This window comes from Bradyrhizobium neotropicale (assembly GCF_001641695.1).
GTDB classification, from domain to species: Bacteria; Pseudomonadota; Alphaproteobacteria; order Rhizobiales; family Xanthobacteraceae; genus Bradyrhizobium; species Bradyrhizobium neotropicale.
Window position 1 is genome coordinate 86,724 of the sequence record NZ_LSEF01000047.1, and the last position, 23,537, is coordinate 110,260.

General features: G+C 64.1%; 19 protein-coding genes and 2 pseudogenes. 12 read left to right on the forward strand and 9 right to left on the reverse strand.

The genetic code is table 11. The features are described 5' to 3' along the window. Positions 1-5 precede the first annotated feature (5 nt). On the reverse strand, positions 6-1,028 hold the full coding sequence (locus tag AXW67_RS15330) for an ABC transporter substrate-binding protein (RefSeq protein WP_063678554.1): 1,023 nt from the start codon (positions 1,026-1,028) through the stop codon (positions 6-8). 151 nt (positions 1,029-1,179) lie between these two features. Here AXW67_RS15330 and AXW67_RS15335 point away from each other — a divergent pair, with 151 nt between their 5' ends. The 7 genes and pseudogenes from AXW67_RS15335 (at position 1,180) to AXW67_RS15360 (ending at position 9,237) form a co-directional block, all read left to right on the forward strand. Further along, a complete protein-coding gene (locus AXW67_RS15335; RefSeq protein ID WP_063678555.1) occupies positions 1,180-1,986 on the forward strand; it encodes a creatininase family protein in 807 nt (268 codons plus the stop codon). A gap of 139 nt (positions 1,987-2,125) precedes the next feature. After that, a complete protein-coding gene (locus AXW67_RS15340; RefSeq protein ID WP_063678662.1) occupies positions 2,126-2,389 on the forward strand; it encodes a hypothetical protein in 264 nt (87 codons plus the stop codon). A 302-nt stretch (positions 2,390-2,691) separates the two neighbouring features. Further along, the gene (locus tag AXW67_RS15345) at positions 2,692-4,755 is read left to right on the forward strand and encodes a carbohydrate porin (protein WP_082907897.1); all 2,064 of its coding nucleotides are present in this window, start codon (positions 2,692-2,694) and stop codon (positions 4,753-4,755) included. Positions 4,756-4,771: 16 nt separating this feature from the next. Further along, positions 4,772-6,505 (forward strand): ABC transporter permease, encoded by a 1,734-nt coding sequence (locus AXW67_RS15350; protein ID WP_063678557.1) that lies wholly within the window; start codon positions 4,772-4,774, stop codon positions 6,503-6,505. A 13-nt stretch (positions 6,506-6,518) separates the two neighbouring features. Beyond that, positions 6,519-7,401, forward strand: a pseudogene (locus AXW67_RS15355) (ABC transporter ATP-binding protein); the annotation flags it as partial. Between the two features lies 1 nt (position 7,402). After that, positions 7,403-7,833 (forward strand): annotated as a pseudogene (locus tag AXW67_RS44040) (AAA-associated domain-containing protein); the annotation flags it as partial. 108 nt (positions 7,834-7,941) lie between these two features. Beyond that, positions 7,942-9,237: a hemolysin family protein gene (locus AXW67_RS15360; RefSeq protein WP_063678558.1), complete on the forward strand. Its 1,296-nt coding sequence runs from the start codon at positions 7,942-7,944 to the stop codon at positions 9,235-9,237. A gap of 218 nt (positions 9,238-9,455) precedes the next feature. Here AXW67_RS15360 and AXW67_RS15365 read toward each other — a convergent pair whose 3' ends face one another. The 4 genes from AXW67_RS15365 to AXW67_RS15380 all read right to left on the reverse strand — a co-directional run bounded on the left by AXW67_RS15365 (position 9,456) and on the right by AXW67_RS15380 (position 13,419). Continuing rightward, positions 9,456-9,695: a PilZ domain-containing protein gene (locus tag AXW67_RS15365; RefSeq protein ID WP_063678559.1), complete on the reverse strand. Its 240-nt coding sequence runs from the start codon at positions 9,693-9,695 to the stop codon at positions 9,456-9,458. A 106-nt stretch (positions 9,696-9,801) separates the two neighbouring features. After that, a complete protein-coding gene (locus AXW67_RS15370; protein ID WP_245315555.1) occupies positions 9,802-11,478 on the reverse strand; it encodes an FMN-binding glutamate synthase family protein in 1,677 nt (558 codons plus the stop codon). Between the two features lie 151 nt (positions 11,479-11,629). Continuing rightward, entirely contained in the window at positions 11,630-12,508 is an 879-nt protein-coding gene (locus AXW67_RS15375; protein ID WP_063678560.1) for a patatin-like phospholipase family protein, read from the reverse strand. 137 nt (positions 12,509-12,645) lie between these two features. Then, positions 12,646-13,419, reverse strand: coding sequence for a ferredoxin--NADP reductase (locus tag AXW67_RS15380; protein ID WP_063678561.1), 774 nt, complete (start codon positions 13,417-13,419; stop codon positions 12,646-12,648). Between the two features lie 373 nt (positions 13,420-13,792). On the opposite strand from AXW67_RS15380, the gene AXW67_RS15385 reads away from it, so the two are divergent. Next, the gene (locus AXW67_RS15385; RefSeq protein WP_063678562.1) at positions 13,793-14,725 is read left to right on the forward strand and encodes an ATP-grasp domain-containing protein; all 933 of its coding nucleotides are present in this window, start codon (positions 13,793-13,795) and stop codon (positions 14,723-14,725) included. Between the two features lie 163 nt (positions 14,726-14,888). Here AXW67_RS15385 and AXW67_RS15390 read toward each other — a convergent pair whose 3' ends face one another. Continuing rightward, positions 14,889-15,809 (reverse strand): amino acid ABC transporter substrate-binding protein, encoded by a 921-nt coding sequence (locus tag AXW67_RS15390; protein ID WP_063678563.1) that lies wholly within the window; start codon positions 15,807-15,809, stop codon positions 14,889-14,891. Positions 15,810-15,821: 12 nt separating this feature from the next. After that, positions 15,822-17,117 (reverse strand): dicarboxylate/amino acid:cation symporter, encoded by a 1,296-nt coding sequence (locus AXW67_RS15395; RefSeq protein WP_063678564.1) that lies wholly within the window; start codon positions 17,115-17,117, stop codon positions 15,822-15,824. 211 nt (positions 17,118-17,328) lie between these two features. Here AXW67_RS15395 and AXW67_RS15400 point away from each other — a divergent pair, with 211 nt between their 5' ends. The 4 genes from AXW67_RS15400 (at position 17,329) to AXW67_RS15415 (ending at position 22,454) form a co-directional block, all read left to right on the forward strand. Beyond that, a complete protein-coding gene (locus tag AXW67_RS15400) occupies positions 17,329-18,330 on the forward strand; it encodes an NADP-dependent oxidoreductase (protein ID WP_063678565.1) in 1,002 nt (333 codons plus the stop codon). 157 nt (positions 18,331-18,487) lie between these two features. Then, positions 18,488-19,336, forward strand: a complete 849-nt coding sequence (locus tag AXW67_RS15405; RefSeq protein WP_063678566.1) for a cysteine rich repeat-containing protein — start codon at positions 18,488-18,490, stop codon at positions 19,334-19,336. Between the two features lie 368 nt (positions 19,337-19,704). Then, positions 19,705-20,844, forward strand: coding sequence for an FAD-dependent monooxygenase (locus AXW67_RS15410; protein ID WP_063678567.1), 1,140 nt, complete (start codon positions 19,705-19,707; stop codon positions 20,842-20,844). Beyond that, positions 20,841-22,454 carry a benzoate-CoA ligase family protein gene (locus tag AXW67_RS15415; RefSeq protein WP_063678568.1) on the forward strand — a complete coding sequence of 538 codons (1,614 nt, stop codon included), beginning with the start codon at positions 20,841-20,843 and terminating at the stop codon, positions 22,452-22,454. Before AXW67_RS15410 ends, AXW67_RS15415 begins: the two co-directional genes overlap by 4 nt. Before the next feature lie 184 nt (positions 22,455-22,638). On the opposite strand, the gene AXW67_RS15420 is transcribed toward AXW67_RS15415, so the two are convergent. Together AXW67_RS15420 and AXW67_RS44045 are read right to left on the reverse strand one after the other, a co-directional pair. Further along, positions 22,639-23,151, reverse strand: coding sequence for a MarR family winged helix-turn-helix transcriptional regulator (locus AXW67_RS15420; RefSeq protein WP_027553495.1), 513 nt, complete (start codon positions 23,149-23,151; stop codon positions 22,639-22,641). Further along, positions 23,141-23,537 (reverse strand): glutathione S-transferase C-terminal domain-containing protein (locus AXW67_RS44045; protein WP_245315557.1); only part of this gene is annotated, 397 nt, incomplete at its 5' end. The genes AXW67_RS44045 and AXW67_RS15420, both read right to left, overlap by 11 nt.

Consider the following 23,537-nt stretch of genomic DNA (forward strand, 5'->3'; position numbering starts at 1 on the left):
TTGCGTTACGGCTTGGCGGGGCGCAACTCGACGCCGACGCCCTTGTTGACGAAGCGCAGCGTATATGACTTGCGATAGTCGATATCGCGCTTCACGACGCCGGCCTTGACCATCTTGTCGAAGAACGAGGTGTAGCGCTCGTCGCTCATTGCGCCGATCCCGTTCTTCAGGGAGTCGCCGGAGTCGACGATGCCGTACTCCTTCATCTTGGCGACGGAATAGGCGAGCAGCTCGTCGGTCATCTCCGGATTGAGCTTCTTGATCATGGCATTGCCGGCGGAGTTGTCGCCGTAGATGTAATTGTTCCAGCCGACGATGGAGGCATCGACGAAGCGCTGCACCAGATCGGGCTTCTTCTCGACCATGTCGCGGCGAGTCTCGATCAGGGTCGAATAGGTGTTGAAGCCGTAATCGGCGAGCAGGAGCACGTTGGGCTTGAAGCCGGCCGCCTTCTCCACCGCGAAGGGCTCGGACGTCACGTAGCCCTGCATCGCGCTCTTGGGGTTCGCGATGAAGGGCTGCGGATTGAAATTATAGGGGCGGACGTTCTTCTCGCTGAAGCCGTATTCGGATTTCAGCCACTGGAAGTAGCTGGTCATGCCCTCCTTGGAGACGAACAGCGTCAGCGGCTTGAGGTCCTCGATCTTTGCGACCTTCGCATCCGGATGCGTCAGCATCACCTGCGGATCCTTCTGGAAGATCGCGGCGATCGTGACCACCGGAACGTTGTTGGTGATCGCATCGAACGACATCAGCGTGTTCGCAGCCATGAAGAAATCGATCTTGCCGGCGATCAGCAGCATCCGGTTGTTCTCGTTGGGCCCGCCGGGAACGATGGTGACGTCGAGGCCGTAGCGCTTGTAGGTGCCGTCGGCGACCGCCTGGAAGAAGCCGCCATGCTCGGCCTCGGCGACCCAGTTGGTGCCGAAGGTGACCTTGTCCAGGGTCTCGGCGCGCGCCGGGAGAAGCGACGCGAAAGCGGCCAGCAAGCCCGCCGTTAACGCTCGCCGCAGATGAGAGGGGGTCATAATGGCACTCCGTCGATCGCTTCTAGCCGATGCCAAACCAACGCGATAAAACCGCAAGAAGTTCGGGGACGCGAGCCGGCCCGGCCCGCGTCCCCTGATAACACCAAACTACGTGACAAATTCGCGCAAAGAAACCTCCAAAGAAAACGCTATGACGCCTTCCCGCAACTGGACCGAAATCTCCTGGGCAGACGCCAGCCCAGCGGAGGTTGCCCGCTGGATCGCGGTGCTGCCGCTGGCGGCGACGGAGCAGCACGGCCCGCATCTGCCGTTTGAGACCGACGTCCTGATCGCGGACGCTTATCTGGCGCGCGTGCGGGAGCTGTTGCCCGCGAATATCCCGGCGACTTTCCTGCCCGTTCAACCGGTCGGAATTTCCACCGAACATATCGACTATCCGGGCACGTTGACGCTGCCGACCGACGTTGCGCTCAAGGCCTGGACCGGACTTGGCGAAGACGTCGCGCGGCGCGGCGTGAAGAAGCTCGTCATCATCACCAGCCATGGCGGCAACAGCGCGGCAATGATGCTGGTGGCGCAGGATCTTCGCGCACATCAGAAGCTGTTCGTGGTGACGACATCGTGGTCGCGGCTATCAGGCGCGGACACGTTGTTCCCGGCCGAGGAAGTACGCCACGGCATCCATGGCGGCGCGGTCGAGACCTCGATCATGCTGGCGCGCTATCCCGATCAAGTGCGCATGAATGCGATCGCGGATTTTCCCGCGAGCAGCATCGCGATGGAAAAGCAGTATCGCTGGCTGTCGACGCAGCGCCCCGCGCCGTTCGCCTGGCAGGCGCAAGACCTCAACACGAGTGGTGCCGTCGGCAACGCGACGCTGGCTTCGCGCGAGAAGGGCGAACGGCTTGTCGACCAGGGCGCGCGCGCCTTCTGCGAACTGCTGGCCGAGGTCGATAACTTCGACGTGAGCAGGCTCGCCAAGGGCCCGCTCGGCTAGCCTTCATCGTTCTGGAATCATTGAGAAAAGCACCGGCTTCGGCGACTGCGTCTGGCGATTTCGAACCGGACGCGAAGAGCCTCCGTCCAATTGGGCACGCGGGCCACAACGGACCGCCTCAACCCGGATGGAGTTTCACATGTCGATCAAGACCAGGATTGCCACTGTTGTTCTCACTGCCCTCGCCCTCACCGGCAGCATCGTGTCCACGACGTCGCAGGCCGAAGCGAGGCCGCTCGGCTGGGGCTGGGGTGTGGGCGCCGGCATCGCCACCGCCGCCGTCGTCGGCACCGCAATCGCCGCCAGCAGCGACCCCTATTACTACGGCTATCACCGCTGCGGCTGGGTCGCCCAGTACAACGCCTACGGCCAGTACGTCGGCCGCGTTCGTACCTGCTACTGATTTGAGGACCTGAGGCCGATCTTAAGTGGATCCTGCGTCCGACACGGGCGCCTCATCCACCCCGTGTCGTGCCCCCGACCCGCCCGGTTGTCCCCCCGGGCGGGTCATCCATTTTCGGGCCCGGAGTTTGTTGCAGCGCTGTCACACAAGGATGCGAACCATCGTCTGTGGCAATCCCTATCAGTTGCTATTGCGAATTACTCGCAATAAGGTCCGCAACAAGCGCAGGGACTTGGGAAGAAATCGCGCCGAGCCAGGATCATTTGCTCGGTTCGGGTGAACAACCAGAACCTGATGACAGGATGGCCGCGAATCGGCAGGGATGTCCGAGCGGTGGGGCACATTTGCGTCTGGGGGACGTGCGTTTGACGTTGAGAGGTCACCGACAGCGGGTCTTGGGAACAGCCGCCGCAATCAGCGTGCTGATCCTGCCCGCCACAGGTCTTGCAGCTGACCTGCCGCTGAAAGCGCGGGCGGCAAGAACTCTCTATGAGTGGACCGGTTTCTATGTCGGCGGCCATTTCGGCTATGGCGATGCGAGCTTCGGGCCCGGCACCCATCCGCTGCCGGAGCAGGGCGTGTTCCTGCCGCACAGCGCGACCGGACTGAATGGCGGTTATCAGCTCGGCTACAATCGCCAATTCGCCAACAACGTCGTTCTCGGCATCGAGGCGGATGCCACGTTCCCCGGCCCGCTGGATACGGCGGCGCTGGGCCGGGACCCTCAACCTTTCAACACCACGATCGACTATGTCGGCACCGTGCGCGGCCGCATCGGTTACGCGTTCGGCCGCTTGATGCCCTATGTCACCGGCGGCTTCGCCTGGGGGCACACCCATGTCGACATCAACGACCCCGGCGGCAGCAACATCGTCGCGCGTTCCGGACACTATCAGGCGGGATGGACGGCCGGACTTGGCCTCGAATACGCCATCAGCGGCAACTGGACCGCGAAGGCCGAGTACGAATATGTCGATCTGTCGCGCCACACTTACGATCTGAGCAGATTCGGCTTCAACAATGTCAACGTCGAGCCGCGCATCCACCTGTTCAAGCTCGGCCTGAACTATCAGTTCGGCGACACGCCGTGGGTGCCGTCCGTCGACGGCAAGACGAAACTGCCCGAATCCAACGACTGGAATGTCCACGCGCAAACGACGTTCCTGCCGCAGGGCTATGGGCCGATCCACTCGCCCTATGCAGGTCCGCAAAGCCTTCCCGGCGGCGGCCAGCTGCAAGCGACGTGGACGACGACTGCCTTCCTGGGCGCGCGCCTGTGGGACGGCGGCGAGTTCTACTTCAACCCCGAGCTGGCGCAAGGCTTTGGCCTCGCCGGCACGCTCGGCCTTGGCGGCTTTTCCAACGGCGAAGCGCAGAAGGCCGGCGCGGCATTCCCGAAGATCCGGCCGCAACGCTACTACCTCAAGCAGACCTTCGGCCTCGGCGGCGAGCAGGAAGAGGTCGCCGACGCGCCGAACCAGCTCGCAGGCAAGCGCGACATCGACCGCGTCACGCTGATCGTCGGCCGTTTTGCCGTCGGCGATTTCTTCGACGGCAATGCTTACGCCAAGGATCCGCGCGCCGACTTCATGAACTGGGCGATGTGGGCGTCGGCGGCTTACGACTTCCCGGCCGATCTTCCCGGCTATACCCGCGGCGCCGTGGTCGAGCTGAACCGCAAGGACTGGGCGATCCGCGCCGGCCTGTTCCAGGTGCCGGCCGCGCCCAACAGCGACGTGCTCACCTTCAAGACAGGCGGCACGGTGGTCGAGTTCGAAGAACGCCATGCGATCTTCGAGCAGCCCGGCAAACTGCGCGTCGGCGTCTTTGCCAACAGCGGCAACACCGCCAACTACCGCGACGTGCTGGACCTTGCTGCGGCCAATCCGGCCCTCGACATCAACGACATCGCCACCGCGACCCAGCGCACCCGGCCCAAATACGGCTTCTACGTCAATCTCGAGCAGCAGATCGTCAAGGACGTCGGACTGTTCGCGCGCGCAAGCTGGAACGACGGCCACAACCAGATCCTGTCCTTCACCGACATCGATCGCAGTCTCTCCGGCGGTGTCTCGATCAAGGGCAGCCGCTGGGGACGGCCGGACGACACCGTCGGCATCGGCGGCGCGATCAACGGGCTCTCGCCCTCGCATCGCGATTTCCTGGCCGCGGGCGGCTTAGGTCTGCTGATCGGCGACGGGCAGCTCAACTATCGCAACGAAAGCATTCTCGAAGCCTACTACGCCTATTCGGTGATCAAGAACGTCACCCTGACGGCCGACTATCAGCTCGTCGTCAATCCCGCCTACAATGCCGACCGTGGCCCGGTCTCGATCTTCTCGGGCCGCCTGCACGCGGAGTTCTAGCCCAGGGACGGGCCGTATGAAGCCACGAGATTTACGTGCGGCCTCGATCGGCCGGGCGCTGCGCCCCAATGTCTGGGACGTTGTGGCACTGGTCCTGGTGATCGGCGCCATGGTGCTGATCGTCTATGGCGGCGAGCAGACCACCGCGCCCCTGTCCGAGCTCGAACGCACGCCGGTCTCGCTCGATCCGGCAAACCTGCCGCTCTATGCGCTACGCACGGTCCTGAGGATGCTGCTGGCGATCGTTTGTTCGACGGTTTTCACCTTCATCTACGCGGCGATCGCCGCCAAGAGCCGGCGCGCGGAAATGGTCATGATCCCGGTGCTGGACATCCTCCAGTCGGTGCCAATCCTGGGCTTTCTGACTTTCACCGTCGTCTTCTTCATGAACTTGTTTCCGAGCCAGGTGCTCGGCGCCGAGCTTGCCTCGGTGTTCGCAATCTTCACCAGTCAGGCCTGGAACATGACGTTCAGCATGTATCAGTCCATGCGCAACGTGCCGAAGGATCTGGAAGAGGCCACGCAGAGCTTTCACTTGTCGGGCTGGCAACGCTTCTGGCGCCTCGATGTGCCCTTCGCGATGCCCGGACTGATCTGGAACGCAATGATGTCGATGTCGGGAGGCTGGTTCTTCGTCGTCGCTTCGGAAGCGATCACGGTCGGCAATACCACGGTGACCCTGCCGGGAATCGGCTCCTATGTCGCGCTGGGCATCCAGCAGCAAGATTTGCCCGCGATCTTCTACGCCATCCTGGCGATGCTGCTCGTCATCATCGCCTACGATCAATTGCTGTTCCGCCCCATCGTCGCCTGGGCCGACAAGTTCCGTTTCGAGCAGACGGCGTCCGGCGAGGCGCCGGCTTCCTGGGTGCTCGACCTGTTTCGCCGGACCCGGGCGCTGCGCGCTCTCACGCTTCCCTTTTCGGCGGTCAACCGCGCGATCTCGAACTTCCGCATTCCGCTGCCAAAACTGCGGCCGGCGACCAAAGCCAAAGGACGGCCATCGCGGCTGATCGATGGGGTCTGGATCGCGCTCATTCTCGCCGGGACCGCCTATGCGGGCTGGCTGACCTATCGTTACCTCTCGGCAAGTCTCGGCCTGCCCGACGTCCTCATCGTGATCCGTGACGGGCTGATCACGCTGTTGCGCGTCGTCGTCCTGATCAGCCTCGCAACGCTGATCTGGGTGCCGGTCGGCGTCTGGATCGGTCTGCGTCCGAAACTGGCCGAACGCATCCAACCGCTGGCACAGTTTCTCGCCGCGTTTCCGGCCAATCTCGCCTTTCCCGTCTTCGTCGTCGCCATCGTCAGCTTCAGGCTCAACCCCAATGTCTGGTTGAGCCCGCTGATGATCCTGGGCACACAATGGTACATCCTGTTCAACGTCATCGCGGGCGCCAGCGCCTTTCCGAGCGATCTGCGCGAGGCCGCCAGCAGTCTCCACCTTGGTGGATGGCGGTGGTGGTTCAAGGTGATCATTCCCGGAATCTTCCCCTATTACGTCACCGGCGCGATCACCGCTTCCGGCGGCTCCTGGAATGCGTCGATCGTCGCGGAGGTCGCGAGTTGGGGCGACACGCATCTGAAGGCAACCGGGCTCGGCGCCTATATCGCTTCCGCGACGGAGGCCGGCGACTTCCCACGCGTCGTTCTCGGAATCGCCACGATGTGCATCTTGGTAACACTGTTCAATCGTCTGGTCTGGCGGCCGCTCTACGCCTTCGGCGAGCGCCGCCTGCGGCTCGGGTGAGGAGGAGGCCATCATGCTCGATAAAGCTTCTGCCCTTATCGATATTCGTGGTGTCTGCCGGTCCTTTCCGAAGGGCAGCGGCGAGGAGCTGTTGGTGCTGGAGAAGGTCGATCTGACCATCCGCTCGGGCGAGATCGTCGGCCTGCTTGGCCGTTCCGGCTCCGGCAAGTCTACATTGCTGCGGATCATCGCCGGTCTGGTGGCTCCGTCCTCGGGACAAGCAACCTGTCGGGGCGAGAGCATCATCGGGCCGCCGAACGGCGTCGCCATGGTGTTCCAGTCATTCGCGCTATTTCCCTGGCTGACGGTGCTGCAAAACGTCGAGCTTGGGCTCGAAGCGCTCGGCGTGGATGCCACCGAGCGCCGCACGCGCGCGCTGGCGGCAATCGACCTGATCGGCCTCGATGGGTTCGAATCGGCCTATCCCAAGGAACTCTCGGGCGGCATGCGCCAGCGCGTCGGCTTTGCCCGGGCGCTGGTCGTGCATCCGGACCTGCTCTTGATGGACGAGCCGTTCTCGGCACTCGACGTGCTCACCGCCGAGACGCTGCGTACGGATCTGATCGATCTCTGGATCGAGGGCCGGCTGCCGATCAAGTCGATCCTCATGGTGACGCACAATATCGAGGAAGCAGTCTTGATGTGCGATCGCATCCTGGTGTTCTCATCGAATCCAGGTCGTGTCGCCGCCGAGATCAAGGTGGATCTCACGCATCCGCGCAACCGGCTCGATCCCCATTTTCGCCAGCTCGTCGACAGCATCTACGCACGCATGACCCAGCGGGCGGAGCCCAAGGCGCCCGCCATCGAAGGCATCCCCGGCTCCGGCGTCGGCATGACCCTGCACCACGTGTCCTCCAACGTGCTGTCCGGCCTGATCGAGACACTGGCGGGGGNCGCCCTATCACGGACACGCTGACCTGCCGGTGCTCGCGAGCCAGCTTCAGCTCGAGGCCGACGAGATCCTGCATCTCGGCGAGTCCCTGCAGCTGTTGCGGTTCGCTCAGCTGAGCGAAGGCGACCTGATGCTCACCGAGGCGGGCAAACGCTTCGCCCATCTCGAGACCGACGCGCGCAAGAGGCTGTTCGCCGAACACCTCGTCACTTACGTTCCGGTGATGGGGCTGATCCGCCGCGTGCTCGACGAGCGCCCCTCGCACACCGCACCCGCGGCACGCTTCCGCAACGAGCTCGAGGACTATATGTCCGAAGACTATGCAGACGAGACGCTGAAGACGGTGGTGTCCTGGGGCCGTTACGCCGAGCTGTTCGCCTATGACGAGCAGTCCGAGACGTTCAGCCTGGAAAACCCCGGCGAGAGCGTCTGAATTTCGCCTGCGACAATTTGATCGGAACCGGGCAAACCGCGCAGTGATTGCCTATATTAGGCCCTCGGCCGGGCGTCCGCCTGACCGGACCTCAACCCATTGCGCACAATGCTCTCTGTCGAACTCATCATCGTCGTCGTCCTGATCGTCATCAACGGACTGTTGTCCATGTCCGAGCTGGCGGTCGTCTCGTCCCGCCCTGCCCGGCTCTCGCTGTTGGCCGCCAAGGGCGTGCGCGGCGCCGAGCGGGCACTGACGCTCGCCGCCGATCCCGGAAAATTCCTCTCGACGGTACAGATCGGCATCACGCTGGTCGGCGTGCTCTCGGGCGCCTTCTCGGGTGCGACGCTCGGGCAGCGGCTGACGCAATGGCTGGTCGAGCTCGGCATGTCGTCCGGCATTGCCGACATCGTCGGCGTCGGTATCGTCGTTACCCTCATCACCTATGCGACGCTGATCGTCGGTGAGCTCGTGCCGAAGCAGGTGGCGCTGCGCGACCCCGAGAGCATCGCGGTCAAGGTCGCGCCGGCAATGCACTGGCTGGCGCGGATCTCGCTGCCGCTCGTCGTTCTGCTCGATCTCTCCGGCAGGCTGATCCTCACGCTGCTCGGCCGCGGCGGCAAAGCGGAGGAGAAGGTGTCGGAGGACGAGATCCATCATCTCGTCAGCGAGGCCGAGAGCGCGGGCGTGCTGGAGCCCGGCGAGAGGGAGATGATCGCCGGCGTGATGCGGCTCGGCGACCGGCCGGTCGGCGCGGTCATGACGCCGCGCACGGAGGTCGACGAGATCGATCTGAACGACGATCCCGAGGAAATCCAGGCACTCATTGCCAAAAGCCCGCATTCGCGCTTTCCCGTCTGCGACGGCGACCGCGACAAGCCGATCGGCATGCTTCAGGCCAAGGACCTGCTCGTCGCCTATATGCGCGAGCGCACGCCCGATCTGCGCGCGCTGGTGCGCGAGACGCCGATCATTCCGGCCTCCGCCGACGCGCGCGACGTGCTCGCGATCCTCAAGGCGGCGCCGGTGCATATCGGCCTCGTGCATGACGAGTACGGCGCCTTCGAGGGCGTGGTGACGGCGGCCGACATTCTGGAGTCGATCGTCGGCGCGTTTCATTCCGAAGAAGGCCCGCCGGAGCCGGCCTATGTCCAGCGCGCGGACTCCTCGTTCCTGATCTCCGGCTGGATGCCGGTCGACGAGTTCGGCGAGCTCCTCGGCATCGAGCTGCCGCCGCACCGCTACAACACTGTCGCGGGCCTCGTGCTGCAACATTTCAACGTGCTGCCGAATGTCGGCGATGCCTTCGACCTCGGCAACTGGCATGTCGAGGTGGTCGATCTGGACGGCCGGAGGATCGACAAGATTCTGGCGAGCCGGAGGGATGCGCAGGCGGCCGCGTGAGGTGGGCGTGCGCGTTTCAGTGGGCAGGGTATATCCCGCACCAATGCTCGTCGTCCCGGCGAAGGCCGGGACCCATACCGCGGAATCTATCGATTCGGTGACGGTCGAAGTACCGAACGACCAGTCTTCGCCAAACTCAAGCTTGTGGTTATGGGTCCCGGCCTTCGCCGGGACGACAGCTATGCTTGTGGCACGCCCGCGCGCCAAACGCGCCGCCCTCAACCGAACCTCACCCCAATCCGCTTCTCCTTGCGCCAGACAACGGTGCACTGCAGATGCCTTCCGTCGGCCTGGACGAACAATGTGAAATGCTCGGGGATGCCGACTGGACTGGTGACGTCGAGCGCGGCGCCGGTGTCGGAGAGGTTGCGCACCGTGCAATCGATCGCGCCGCCGCCGAACTCGATCGTTCCGGCCTTCAGCACACGATGCCTGGCTTTGTCGCGGCGCTCGTCCATGGGGCGAATCTATACCTAAAGTTGAATCGGACGTTAAGCCCCCGCGCCGCTCGCGGCAAGTTTACCCCGCCGAAAGCTCACCGGCCTCTGTGGTGGGGCCGGCGCCTCAGAGCGCCGGCTGGAAGGTCTCGGCCCGCGCCATCCGCCAGGCGTCGCGGAAGCGCGCATCTTCCGTGCCTTCGAGCAGCTCGCCCGGGCGCAGCGATGGATAGAGCTGCGCGAAGGACCGCACCTCGGTCGTCGAGTTGCGCTGGGTGAAGTGGATCGGGCGCAACTGCTGCGGATGGTCGAGGCCGGCTGCGGCGATCAGCTCGGCCAGCGAATGCAGCGTCGCGTGGTGATAATTGTGCACGCGGTCGATCTTCAGCGGCACATAGAGCGCGCGCGCCCGGGTCGGATCCTGCGTCGCCACGCCCGTCGGGCAGCGGTCGGTGTGGCAGCTCAGCGACTGGATGCAGCCGAGCGAGAACATGAAGCCACGCGCCGAATTGCACCAATCGGCGCCGATCGCCATTGCGCGCGCCATGTCGAAGGCGGTGGCGATCTTGCCGGACGCGCCGATCTTGATGCGGTCGCGCGCATTGATGCCGACCAGCGCGTTGTGGACGAAATTGACGCCCTCCCGCATCGGCATGCCCAGATGATCCATGAACTCCAGCGGCGCGGCGCCGGTGCCGCCCTCATTGCCGTCGACGACGATGAAATCCGGATAGACGCCGGTCTCCTGCATCGCCTTGCAGATCGCCAGGAATTCCCAGGGGTGACCGATGCACAGCTTGAAGCCGGCCGGCTTGCCGCCAGACAGCCTGCGCATCTCGGCGACGAACTGCATCATGCCGACCGGGGTCGAGAACGCGCGGTGCGAGGCCGGCGAGATGCAGTCCTCGCCCATCGAGACGCCGCGAATCTTGGAAATCTCCTCGGAAACCTTGGCGGCCGGCAGCACGCCGCCATGGCCCGGCTTGGCACCCTGGCTGATCTTGAGCTCGACCATCTTGATCTGGTCTTCGCTCGATACGCGCGCGAACGCCTCCGGATCGAAGCTGCCGTCGCTATGACGGCAACCGAAATAGCCCGAGCCGATCTCCCAGATGATGTCGCCGCCCATCTCGCGGTGATAGGGGCTGAAGCCGCCCTCCCCGGTGTCATGCGCGAAGCCGCCCTTCTTCGCGCCGGCGTTCAGCGCGCGCACGGCGTTCGGGCTGAGCGCACCGAAGCTCATCGCCGAAATGTTGAACACCGACGCCGAGTAGGGCTTCTTGCAGTCGGGGCCGCCTATGGTGATGCGGAATTTCTCCTCGGCATGCGCCTTGGGCGAAACCGAATGGTGCATCCACTCGTAGCCCTCGCGATAGACGTCCTCCTGGGTGCCGAACGGACGCTTGTCGAGCTCCATCTTGGCGCGCTGATAGACCACCGCGCGGGTGTCACGCGAGAACGGCATGCCGTCCTTCTCGCTCTCGAAGAAATACTGCCGCATCTCGGGCCGGATCTCCTCGAGCAGGAACCGTATATGCGCCGAGATCGGGTAGTTGCGCAGGACCGCGTGGCTCTTCTGGAGCAGATCGCGAATGCCGAGCAGCGTCAGCGCGCCGAAGATCAGGATCGGGATCAGCAGGATGTCGAAGATCTTATGGTCGGCGATGCCGATGCCGATCAGCAGCGCGGTGACGACCGCGCAGATCGTCAGGACGATGAAGCGCGGCGAGAATGGAAGCAGCAGAGTCTCCACGACACTCTCTTCTGCCTGCGGCGAGGTTTGCGCTTTGTTATTGTCGGCCACGATTACATCCTCTCGTCGAAAATGACGGGATACATTATTGCCGACGCCCTCTTGCGGTTGTGACGCGGCTGAGGTTTCAGGCTACCGAATTCGGCCGGCGCAAATCAATCCATCCGATGGGCAGGGCTTTTGCGCTGCAAAAGATGACAGGTCAGTGACCATGCGGCATCGCCTCGTGGGGAATATGGCCGTGCCGATCGAGGCCATCCTGTGCGAGCCAGGCGTCGGTGCTCTTGATGGCGCGCTCGATATGGTCGTCGGTCCGCGAAAAATCGTAAGGCGAGCCCACCAGCGGACAGAGCGGCGGCACCACGACATACTCGATGTCGGAAGCCAGCCCTTCCAGCTCGCTGACCAGTTGCCGCGCGATCAGCAGCGTCAGGGCGTGCAAGGCGTTGGCAACGGCGCCCACCGGGGGATTCTCGATCGCGCAGGCATGCCCGGTCGGCAGCACGATCAGCCGCCTTGCGCCCTTCTGCACCGCGACCCGGATCGGCGTGTTCGAGGAGATCGCGCCGTCGGCGAGGAAATGGTTCCGGTAGTGCACCGGCGTGAAGGCGCCGGGGATCGCGGTCGACGCCAGGATCGCCTCCACCGCCGAGCCCTCCGACAGCACCACGCTCTCGCCGGAGATGAAATCGGTGGTGACGATGTGGATGGGAAGCCGGGCCTCCTGGAGATTGCGATAAGGCAGGTGATCCTCGATCAGCCTGCGGATGCCGTCATGGGGGATCAGAAAATCGCGCCGCCACACGAAGCCGAGCAGGGTCCGCCAGGTGACCGGGAAGACGTCGCGGCGCTTCAGGCCGCGCCACAGCGCCTCCAGGCGGAGGACGCCCTTGAGCGAGGGATCGCCGGCGTAGTAGGCGCCGTTGATCGCGCCGACGCTGGAGCCGACCACGAAATCCGCGACGACCCCGTGCTTGGCCAGCGAATGCATCATGCCGACCTGGATCGCCCCAAAGCTGCCACCGCCCGCCAGCACGAAGGCGGTCGGCTTTGCCGAACGATCATGATCGGTCACGGACAAGACGTGCGCAGCTCCCCCTCTCGCGTCGCAACATCGGCGCGAGATTTTGGAGCGAGCTTATAACAAGGCCCCCGCGGCGGGGGCCAATAACAAAGTCGGGGGAGGAAGGTGAAGGGAGGCCCTCGCTGGAGCGGCGATCACCGCTCCACGAACGCCTTCTCGATCACGAAATGGCCGGGCTTGTTGCCAGCGCCTTCGATGAAGCTGCGGCCTTCGAGCATGACGCGCAGCTCCTCCAGCATCGCCGGGCTGCCGCACATCATGATGCGGTCGGTGGCGATGTCGAGCGGGGACTGGCCGATATCGTTGAAGAGCTGCTCGGAGTTGATGAGATCGGTGATGCGGCCGCGATTGCGGAACGGCTCGCGGGTCACGGTCGGGTAATAGACCAGCTTCTCGGAGAGCAGCGGCCCGAACAATTCGTCATCGCGAAGGCCCGCAACGAGCTGCTCGCCATAGGCGAGCTCGGAGACCTGGCGGCAGCCATGCACCAGGACGATGGTCCCGTACTGGTCATAGACGTCAGGGTCCTTGATCAGGCTGGCGAACGGCGCGAGGCCGGTGCCGGTCGACAGCAGCAGCAGCCGCTTGCCGGGAATGAGGTTGTCGGTCACGAGCGTGCCGGTCGCCTTGCGGCCGACCAGGATGGTGTCGCCTTCCTTGATCTTCTGCAGGCGCGAGGTCAGCGGGCCGTCCTGGACCTTGATCGAGAAGAACTCGAGCTCTTCCTCGTGATTGGCGCTGGCCATGCTGTAGGCGCGCAGCAGCGGGCGGCCGTCGACCTCGAGGCCGATCATCGCGAACTGGCCGTTCTGGAAGCGGAAGCCGGTGTCGCGGGTGGCACGGAAGCTGAACAGCGTGTCGGTCCAGTGATGGACGGAAAGAACCTTCTCTCGGTAAAACGCGCTCATTTTTTCGACATTCCGAATATTTGCGGGTTTTGGACAAAAGCGTTGCCCGGCCTCTGAAAGCGAGGCGAACACCACTTGCCATGGCGCAGGATTTCGCGTGTGTGATCTACGCCATTGAGGCCAATAATCAACCTCGATCCGGCTGTAATTGACGCCGGTCAAACCGGCATTGGCCGTTGATTTGACAGGAAAATTAACGATTTCCTCTGGATAGCTGCATTGCGGCAATTTCTTTGCTCAAAGGACCTTCCGCGCAGCAGATAATTTCCGTTTCGCTCGCGAGAATTTCATTAAGAATAGCTCTGATTTTCACTCCCTTTGGCGCCGTTTCCCGCATTTTTGCGGCTTCTGGCGACAGGAACGACTTGGACACATGGCAGGCGGCGAGCGGATCTTCGTTCAGGCGATCAGGCGCTATTGCGCGAACCATGGCATCACAGTCGATGTCCGCTCCGGCGGCTGGCTGATCGCGATGCGCCGGGGCGAGCGGCGCCACTTCGCCTTTGGCTACGATATCGGCCTCAACAGCGCCATCGCGCATCGCCTTGCCAACGACAAATCCGCAACCGCGGAGGTGCTGTCGCTCAGCGGCGTGCCCTGCATTGCCCATCGCCTCTTCCTCAATCCCAGCCTGGGCGAGCATGTTGTGGAGACCGGCTGGCGCGAGGCGATGCTGGCGCTGCTGGCGCAAAATCCACGGGGCGTGGTGGTGAAGCCCAATGAGGGAACGTCGGGCCGCTCCGTGTTTTGGGTGACGAGCCCCGATCAACTCGATCGCGCCGTCAGCGAAGTCTTTGCGTCGAGCCTCGGCCTCGTCATCTCGCCCTATGTCGAGATCGAGCAGGAGATCCGCGTGATCCTGCTCGATCGGACGCCGCTGGTCGTCTACCGCAAGGAGCGGCCGTCGGTCGTCGGCGACGGCGTGCACAGCGTGCGCGATTTGGCGCGTGCGACAGGACAAGAGGAGCAACTCAACCAACTCGATGCAGCGGCACTGGACGCGGTCGCGCCCAGGGGCGAGCGGCGCGTCCTGACGTGGCGGCACAATCTCGACGCTGGCGCGCAGCCGGTGCTAGTCAATGACGACGAAGTGCGGGCAGCTTGCGTGAAACTCGCCATCGACGCCGCAAGCGCCATCGGCATCGCCTTCGCATCGGTCGACGTGGTCCGCGTCGATGGCGCCTGGCGGGTGCTCGAGATCAATTCCGGCGTGATGATGGAGGCGCTGGCGAAGCCGTATCCGGATCTCGTGCAGGCGACGTATGATGCGGCGCTGGATCGGGTGTTTGGCGAGAGTACTGGTTGAATTCATGCAGCGAAGCCGGGTGAGGGATCTCTCTCCGCGCGGGAGCTTCTCGCAACAGAACTTGCGGAAGCAACCCCTCATCCGGCGCTCCGCGCCACCTTCTCCCACTAGGGCAGAAGGGATAGCAGCGAGATCGCGGCGCGATCACAGCAACGCAAGCAAGCTAATTATTCGCGCTGGCCGAATCGTCCATCGCCTTGAACGCCTCTTCCAGTTGCAGCGAGATCGGCACGTTCAGACGCTCGCCGGTGGGAAGCCGTGCGATGAACCATTTGTTGTAGAGCGGCACCAGATCGTGGTTGGAGCCGAGCTTGCGGAAGGTGCGCTCGACCACGGCGGAGAGCTGCGGCTCGCCCTTGCGGAACATGATGCCGTAGGGATCGTAGGAGAGGTAGTCGCCGGTGACGCGGAACTTGTCCTGCGCCTTGTGACGCACGATCAGGCCATAGAGCAGGATGTCGTCGGTCGCGAACGCGTCCGCCTTGCCGTCGGCGAGCATCTGGAACGACTGCTCATGGTCCGGCGAGGTCACGATGTTCAGGCCGAGCGAGAACTTCTTGTCGGCCGCATGCATCGCCTGCTCGTTGGTGGTGCCTTTCGTCACCACCACGGTCTTGCCCTTCAGGTCAGTGATCGCGGCGACGTTGGATGCCTTCGGCACCATCAGCTTGGTGCCGGCGACGAACATCAAAGGCGAGAAGGCGACGCGCTTGCCGCGCTCGGCATTGGCCGTGGTCGAGCCGCATTCCAGATCGATCTTGTTCTGAAGCACCGCGTCGATGCGGTCGTCGGAAGTGACCTTGACGTATTCGATCTTCAGGTTGGGATCGTCGACCTCGGTGCCGATCTCCTCGACGATCGCCTCGCAGAGCTCGAGGCTGTAGCCGATCGGACGGCCCGCCTGGTCGAGGAAGGAGAACGGCAGCGAGCTCTCGCGATAGCCGAGCCGCACGGTGTGCGCGTTCTTGATCGCCGACAGCGTCGGGCTAAGTCCTTCGCTGCCGCCGCTCTGGGCGCAGGCGCCGGTTGCCAGCAGACTCGCCGCCAGCAACAGTCCGCCCGCGATCACCGTTGAAGGGCGCATGAGGCACTCCCATCAATGGCCGGCCATCGCCGGCACCTCGCCGGGCACCATGTCGCCCGGTACGGCCTCATCGGGTCCGAGCGCATGCTCGGGCCCGAGCTCGCCTTCCCACTTCGCCACCACCGCGGTGGCGAGCGAGTTGCCGATCACGTTGGTGGCGCTGCGGCCCATGTCGAGGAAGGTGTCGATGCCCATGATCATCAACAGGCCTGCCTCGGGAATGCCGAACTGGGCGAGCGTGGATGCGATCACCACCAGCGAGGCGCGCGGCACGCCGGCGACGCCCTTCGAGGTGATCATCAACGTCGCCAGCATCGCGAGCTGCGTCGCAAGCGACATCTCGATGTGGTAGGTCTGCGCAATGAAGATGCTCGCGAAGGTGCAGTACATCATCGTGCCGTCGAGGTTGAAGGAGTAGCCGAGCGGCAGCACGAAGCTCGAGATCCGCGAGGAGGCGCCGAACTTGGTCAGGCCCTCCAGCGTCTTCGGATACGCCGCCTCCGAGCTCGCGGTCGAGAACGCGATCATCAGCGGCTCGCGGATGAGCCGCAACAGATGACTGTAGCGCGGCCCGATCACGATGAAGCCGACGACCACCAGGATGCCCCACAGGATCAGCAGCGACAGATAGAAGCCGCCCATGAAGACGACGAGCTTCCACAGCACCAGGAGGCCGTTCCTGGCCACCGTCGCGGTGATGGCGGCCCAGACCGCGAGCGGCGCGAAAAGCATCACATAGCTCGTGACCTTGAGCATGATGTGGGAGATGTCGTCAATCAGCGCCAGGATCGGCTTGGAACGCTCGGGCATCGCGCCCATTGCCACCGAGAAGAACACGGCGAAGATCACGATCTGCAGGATCTCGTTCTGCGCCATCGCGTCCGCGATCGAGGTCGGGATCAGATGGGTCAGGAATTTCTCGATCGAGAAGGCTGAGACCGGCAGGCCGGTCGACTGCGCCTTGTCCGGCAGCGTACCGGGGAAGTTCGCGCCGGGCTGGAGCAGATTGACCATGACGAGGCCCAGCATCAGCGACACGAAGGAGGCGCTGACGAACCAGCCCATGGTCTTGGCGAAGATGCGCCCGAGCTTGGAGCCCGAGCCCATATGGGCGATGCCGCCGACCAGGGTCGCGAACACCAAAGGCGCGATGATCATCTTGATCAGGCGCAGGAACATCATGGCTATCAGGTTGATGGACGACGCCCACTCGGCGCGCGTGTCGGGCAGGAAGTTGTAGATCGCCGAACCCATGACGATGCCCAGCACCATCGCGGCCAGAATGTATTGCGTAAACCTGTTCGACATAGCTTACCCCCACGTACACCGGCGCTTCATGATGTCGCAGTTATGACGACTACGCAACACGCTTGGCGTGCAGTTGCGTCGACCCGATGTTCCCGTTGCGAAACTGAAGTCCGCGCTCTAGCCTTCATGCAGCGCACAACGAATGCGGCTTGCACCTTTTCCTTGCGGCAGCTGCACCAATAATCGTCAGACAATTGAAGAGGGGAACGCCATGGGCACAAACGTCAATCGCCAGATTCTCCTGGTGGAAAAGCCGAGCGGCAAGCTCGGTCCCGAACATTTCAAGATGGTGGAGAACGCGGTGCCGGAGCCGAACGACGGCGAGGCCCTGCTGCGCGTGCGATACATCTCGCTCGACGCCGCCAACCGCGCCTGGATGCACGGCGCGACCTACCGCTCCGCGGTCGAGGCCAACAGCGTCATGGCGGGCGGCGCCATCGCCGAGGTCGTGAACTCGAAGGCGCCGGGGCTTGCGCCCGGCGACATCGTGTTCGGCGACACCGGCTGGCAGGAGTATGCCGCAGTTACCGCAAAGCATCTGACGAAAATGCCGAAGCTCGAGCCGCTCACGCATCTTCTCAGCGTGTTCGGCATCGCGGGCCTCACCGCCTATTTCGGCCTGCTGGAGATCGGCAGGCCCAAGGAGGGCGAGACCGTCGTGGTCTCGGCCGCCGCGGGCTCGGTCGGATCGATCGTCGGACAGATCGCCAAGATCAAGGGATGTCGCGTGATCGGCATCGCCGGTGGTGTGGACAAGTGCAACTGGCTGACCTCCGAGCTCGGCTTCGATGCCGCGGTCGATTACAAGGACGGCGCGGTGTTCAAGGCGCTGCGCGCGGCAGCCCCCAACGGCATCGACGTTTATTTCGACAATGTCGGCGGCGACATTCTGGAAGCCTGCCTGCCACAGATGAACAATTACGGCCGCATCGCCTGCTGCGGTGCGATCTCGCAATATGACGGCACACCCTCCGCGCACGGCCCGCGCGGCGTGCCCGGGCTGATCGTGGTGAAACGGCTCGTGATGCAGGGCTTCATCGTGATGGACTACATGAAGGACAGCCAGCGCGCGCTCGCCGACCTCCAGGGCTGGGTCAAATCCGGCAAGCTGAAGGTCCACGAAGACATCATCGATGGGCTGGAGAACACTCCGAAGGCGCTGATCGGATTGCTCGCGGGCGAGAACCGCGGCAAGCGCATGGTCAAGCTCTGACGACGCAGTTACGTCGCAATTGCGTCGGCATTATCTACTTGCGGTAGAGGCCAAAGCGACCAATGATGCCGCTCGCGAGGCATCACTCGCGATGATTGCGATTGCATTACTTTTCAAAAGATCGTTGGCGTCACCGACAGGGCAGGAATTCAGTCAGATGTTCAACACGTTGAAACATGTCTCAACGCGCAAGGCGTTGCTGGCGGCGGCACTGTTCGCAACCGCAACAAGCGCATTCGCGCAAGCGCCGACCGAGGCGCAGAAGAGCGCCATCCGGTCCGCATGCCGCTCGGACTTCATGGCGCACTGCTCGAGCGTAACGCCCGGTGGCGTGGAAGCATACCAATGTCTCCATAAGAACATGTCCAGCCTGTCATCGGGATGCCAAACCGCGGTCCGCGCGGTCGAGCCTGCGGCCGCGCCCAAAACCGAAGCCGAGCCGGCTAAATCCGAACCTGCCAAATCTGAACCAGCCAAATCTGAGCCAGCAAAGACTGAAGCGGCACCGGCTGCAACGGAGGCTCCGAAGGCCGCATCCAAGACCGAGGCTCCCAAGACCACGGCGGCCAAGCAGCCGAGCAGCGCACAAGTCGCGGCGATCAGGAGCGCCTGCCGCGGCGACTATCCCAAGGTCTGCGCCGGCGTTCAGCCGGGCGGCGCGGCGGCGCTCGAATGCCTGGAGAAGAACAAGGCCAAGGTGTCGCCGGCCTGCGAGAAGGCCGTGAGCGCCGCGGCCGGCGGCGGCGCAACGGCGGCCGCGCCGGCGGGCGCCACTGGCGCGGCTCCGGCGGCGGCACCTGCGGCAGCTCCGACGGTGATCGTGCTGCGGCCCCTGCGCTTGCGCGAAGAACTGTTCATCGTGCGCTCCGCCTGCGGCGGCGACATCAACTCGCTGTGCGCCGGCATTGCACCCGGCGGCGGCCGCATCGCGCAATGCCTTGCATCCAACGCGGCATCACTGTCGCCCGCGTGCAAGCAGGTTCTCGCGCCGTTCGCGGCACGATAGGACCGTACGCGCAGCAGGGCGCAAAATCTGGCGGCGTGCGCGAAGCGATTTCGCACGCCCGCGTCGACACCAGCGGAACTGCCGGAGCGAGAGGCGCCGTCGTCGTCCGCAAGCCAGTACCGGCGGTCCGGTGCACGACCGGGCTGGTTAACGGAGTCTGGGCGAAGCGCCGCATCTGACGCCCGGGTGTTCAAGCCATCCCACTTTGGCTATGCTCGCCCGATGATGGTTTCGGAATCGCGTCATAGGCGCGGCCGGATCATGTTCCGGCGTGCCACGGCTTGCCGATAATTCCTCTGGCGCGGGAGGCCGGAGCAGATTAGTCTACCCCGAGATAGTAAGTATACTGTCAATTAGGGAGGCAGACGTTGCGGATCGCCGTGATTGGCGGGGGGCCGGGAGGGCTCTACTTCGCCTATCTCTGGAAAAAGCGTCACCCCGACGATCAAGTCGACCTGTTCGAACAGAACCCGGCCGACGCGACCTGGGGCTTCGGCGTCGTGTTCTCCGACCAGGCGCTGGACTTCCTGCGCGCTGATGACCCCGAGACGGTCGATGCGATCGCACCGCATATGGAGAGCTGGGAGAACATCACGCTGAACCTTCGCGGCGACAGCGTCGCCATCGACGGCGTCGGCTTCTCCTCGATCGGGCGGCTCGATCTCCTGAAGTTCCTGCAGCAACGCGCGCTCGATGCCGGCGTCACCTCGCGCTTCGACACGCCAGTTCAGGCGATCGACCAGCTCAACGGCCACGATCTGATCGTCGCCGCCGACGGCCTGAACTCGCTGGTGCGCCGCGCCTATGAGGGCGATTTCGGCACCTCGCTGTCCTATTCCTCCAACAAGTTCGTCTGGTACGGAACCTCGAAGCGCTTCGACACGCTGTCGCAGACCTTCGTGAGGACCGACCGCGGCACCTTCAACGCCCACCACTACCGCTATTCGCCGACCATGAGCACCTTCCTGGTCGAGTGCGACCACGCGACCTGGCACGCCTACGGTTTCGCCTACAAGGACCTCGAGCAGTCCAAAGGCGTCTGCGAGGAGGTCTTTGCGGATACGCTCGGCGGCCACTGCCTGGTCTCCAACAAATCGGTCTGGCGCAATTTCCCCTGGGTCTGGAACGAACACTGGTCGTTCAAGAACATGGTGCTGATCGGCGATGCCCTGCACTCGGCGCATTTCTCGATCGGCTCTGGCACGCGGCTCGCGATCGAGGACGCGATTGCGCTGGTCAAAGCGCTGGAATCGGATGCGCATCTCGCGACCGCACTGCAGCGCTATCAGGCCGAACGCAAGCCGGTCGTGCAGAAGCTCGTCGATGCCGCACGCACCTCGGCCGGCTGGTACGAGCATTTCGCCGACCACATGAAGCTCGACCTGATGGACTTTGCCTACAGCTACATCACCCGGTCCGGGCGCATCGACGATTCCAGGCTGCGCGCGATGTCGCCGGCGTTCATGGCCCAGTATGAGGCCGCCAAGAACGGTGGAGATGCGGCATGAGCAGCGAGATCCGTGACCAGGTGCCCGGCGACAGCCCGGGCGCGCGCGAGATCGGCTTTGCCGTTCCGCAAATCTATAATGCGAGCCGCGTGCTGTTCGACAACCTCGCGAGGGGACGCGGCGACAAGGTCGCGCTGATCGGCCCTGCCGGCACGCGCACCTATGCCGAGCTCTGCGCGGAAGCTGGCCGGTGGGGCAACGGCTTCGCCTCGCTGGGATTGCACCGCGGCGATCGCGTGCTGCTGTTCCTCGATGACACGCCGTGTTATCCCGCCGCCTTCTTTGGCGCGGTGCGCGCCGGCTTCGTACCGCTGCTGATCAATACGCTGACGCCGCCGGACCTGCTGCAATTCTATCTCGCCGATTCCGGCGCGAGCGTTGCGGTGGCGGATGCCGAATTCGCGGCGCGTTTCAACGCGGAGGCCTGCAAGGACACCTCTCTGCGCACGCTGATCGTCGTCAATGGCGAAGCGGGCGACACGGCCGCGCCGAGAGCGATCGCTGCTGCAGGCTGGCTCGCGCAATTCCCGGCCGAGCTCGCGGAAGCCGCAACGGATCGCAACGAGATGGCGTTCTGGATGTACTCCTCGGGGTCGACCGGCCGGCCCAAGGGCATCGTGCATCTCCAGCACGACATGGCCTATAGCGACCTCGCTTTCGCGCAGAACGTGCTGAAGCTGACGCCGGACGACATCTGCTTCTCGGTGCCAAAAATCTTCTTCGCCTATGGCTTCGGCAATGCCATTACCTTCCCGTTCTCGGCCGGTGCCGCGACGCTGCTCCTCCCGGGCCAGCCGAAGCCCGCGGCGATCTTCGCGGCGATCGAACAGTACAAGCCGACGGTGTTCTTCGGCCTGCCGACGCTCTACACCTCGCTGACCAAGGCCGAAGGCGCGGACGAGACGAGCTTCTCGTCGCTGCGCATGGCGCTCTCCGCGGCCGAGGTGCTCTCGGCCGAGGTCTTCAACGGCTGGAAGAAGCTCACCGGCCTCGAAATCGTCGAGGGCCTCGGCTCGACCGAGGTGCTCCACATCTATCTCTCCAACCGGGCGGAGCAGAAGAAGCTCGGCGCCGCGGGCTTGCGCGTGCCCGGCTACGAGGTTGCGCTTCTGGACAAGGACGGCCGTGAGGTCGGCGAAAACGAGGAAGGCATTTTGTGGGTGCGCGGCGATTCCAACACGCCGCTGTACTGGAATCGGCCGGACAAATCCGCCGAGACCATCCGCGAGGGCGGCTGGATCTACACCGGCGACCGCTTCGTGCGCGATTCCGACGGCTTCCACTTCTTCCGCGGCCGCGCCGATGATCTCGTAAAAATCTCCGGCCAGTGGGTCTATCCGCTCGAGGTCGAGCTGTGCCTGGCCGATCACCCCGAGATTCGCGAATGCGCAGTTTTCGCGGCCGAGCTGCCCGACCGGCGCATGACATTGAAGGCAGTCGTGGTGATGAACCAGCGGGGCGTCGACCAGGGCGAGACGACCCGACGGCTACAGGATTACGTGAAGGGCAAGCTGCTGCCGTACAAATATCCGCGCGAGGTGATCTTCATCGACGAACTGCCGAAAACGGGCACGGGGAAGATTGATCGGCAGGCGTTGCTGAGGATGTGAGGGCGACAGTAAGGTACGCGACGCGTAACGACACTCGCAGTGTCATCGTCCGCGAAGGCGGGCGATCCAGCATTCCAGAGACGGTGAGGATACGGAGAAGCCGCGGCGTACTGGATTCCCCGCTTTCGCGGGGAATGACGGCGGAGATAAAGGCGACAGCGTCACCACATCTCCACACTCCCCCTCACCCCGACTTCCCCAGATGCTCCAGTGCATCCTCGGCGCGCAACGGCACGCGCGAGGCCTCGTTGTTGAGGTCGACGAGCTGCACCAGAAGTCCCATCAGCGCCTTGCGGTCGGCGGGCTTCAGCGGCTCCAGCATGCGCGCCTGAGCGCGCTCGACGGCGGGGATGATGTCACGCAGGATGGCGGCACCTGGCTTGGTCAGATAAAGCAGCTTGATCCGCTTGTCCTCGGGCGCCGGCTTGCGCTCGATATAGTCTTTGGCCTGAAGCCGCTCGATCACGCTGCCGAGCGTGGAGCGGTCGAAGGCGATCACCGCCGAGAGCCGCGTCGCGTCGATCCCGGGGTGGGTGTGGATCGCGATCAGCGCCGCATATTGCACCGGCGTGAGATCGAAGCTTCGGCACTCCTCCATGAAGATCGAGACCGCGATCTGCTGCATGCGCCGGAACAGATAGCCCGGCGCGGCATAGACCGCGTCCATGGTGATCGGCAGCGGCGGCTTACTCGGCATCGGGCTGCTTCTCCGGCGCGGCGCTGGCGAAGGCCGGCAGCGCCTTCGCGGCGGCTTCCGCCTGGAGCAGGCGCGGATAGGCGGAGACATCGACACCGAACCGGCGCGCATTGCCGAGCTGCGGCACGAGGCAGAGATCGGCGAGCGTCGGCGCGTCGCCGAAGCAGAACGGCCCCGGCTCGTCCTTGATCAGCGTTTCGCAGGCCGACAGCCCTTCGCGGTTGACCCACGCCGCCCATTCCTGGACCTTCTCCTCGGGCAGGCCGAGCTCACGCAGCCGCGCCAGCACCTTCAGGTTCTGGACCGGATGGGTGTCGCAGGCGATCGCCAGCGCGAACGCCCTCACCTTGGCACGTTGCAGCGGATCCTTCGGCAGCAGCGGCGGG

What these genes read in the sequence shown, in the direction of transcription:
- AXW67_RS15400 (WP_063678565.1), top strand. Translation starts at nt 17,329, where the DNA reads ATGGGCACAAACGTCAATCGCCAGATTCTCCTGGTGGAAAAGCCGAGC.
- AXW67_RS15420 (WP_027553495.1), bottom strand. Translation starts at nt 23,151, where the DNA reads ATGCCGAGTAAGCCGCCGCTGCCGATCACCATGGACGCGGTCTATGCC.
- AXW67_RS15380 (WP_063678561.1), bottom strand. Translation starts at nt 13,419, where the DNA reads ATGAGCGCGTTTTACCGAGAGAAGGTTCTTTCCGTCCATCACTGGACC.
- AXW67_RS15330 (WP_063678554.1), bottom strand. Translation starts at nt 1,028, where the DNA reads ATGACCCCCTCTCATCTGCGGCGAGCGTTAACGGCGGGCTTGCTGGCC.
- AXW67_RS15345 (WP_082907897.1), top strand. Translation starts at nt 2,692, where the DNA reads ATGGCCGCGAATCGGCAGGGATGTCCGAGCGGTGGGGCACATTTGCGT.
- AXW67_RS15405 (WP_063678566.1), top strand. Translation starts at nt 18,488, where the DNA reads ATGTTCAACACGTTGAAACATGTCTCAACGCGCAAGGCGTTGCTGGCG.
- AXW67_RS15340 (WP_063678662.1), top strand. Translation starts at nt 2,126, where the DNA reads ATGTCGATCAAGACCAGGATTGCCACTGTTGTTCTCACTGCCCTCGCC.
- AXW67_RS15385 (WP_063678562.1), top strand. Translation starts at nt 13,793, where the DNA reads ATGGCAGGCGGCGAGCGGATCTTCGTTCAGGCGATCAGGCGCTATTGC.
- AXW67_RS15390 (WP_063678563.1), bottom strand. Translation starts at nt 15,809, where the DNA reads ATGCGCCCTTCAACGGTGATCGCGGGCGGACTGTTGCTGGCGGCGAGT.
- AXW67_RS15365 (WP_063678559.1), bottom strand. Translation starts at nt 9,695, where the DNA reads ATGGACGAGCGCCGCGACAAAGCCAGGCATCGTGTGCTGAAGGCCGGA.
- AXW67_RS15395 (WP_063678564.1), bottom strand. Translation starts at nt 17,117, where the DNA reads ATGTCGAACAGGTTTACGCAATACATTCTGGCCGCGATGGTGCTGGGC.
- AXW67_RS15415 (WP_063678568.1), top strand. Translation starts at nt 20,841, where the DNA reads ATGAGCAGCGAGATCCGTGACCAGGTGCCCGGCGACAGCCCGGGCGCG.
- AXW67_RS15335 (WP_063678555.1), top strand. Translation starts at nt 1,180, where the DNA reads ATGACGCCTTCCCGCAACTGGACCGAAATCTCCTGGGCAGACGCCAGC.
- AXW67_RS15350 (WP_063678557.1), top strand. Translation starts at nt 4,772, where the DNA reads ATGAAGCCACGAGATTTACGTGCGGCCTCGATCGGCCGGGCGCTGCGC.
- AXW67_RS15360 (WP_063678558.1), top strand. Translation starts at nt 7,942, where the DNA reads ATGCTCTCTGTCGAACTCATCATCGTCGTCGTCCTGATCGTCATCAAC.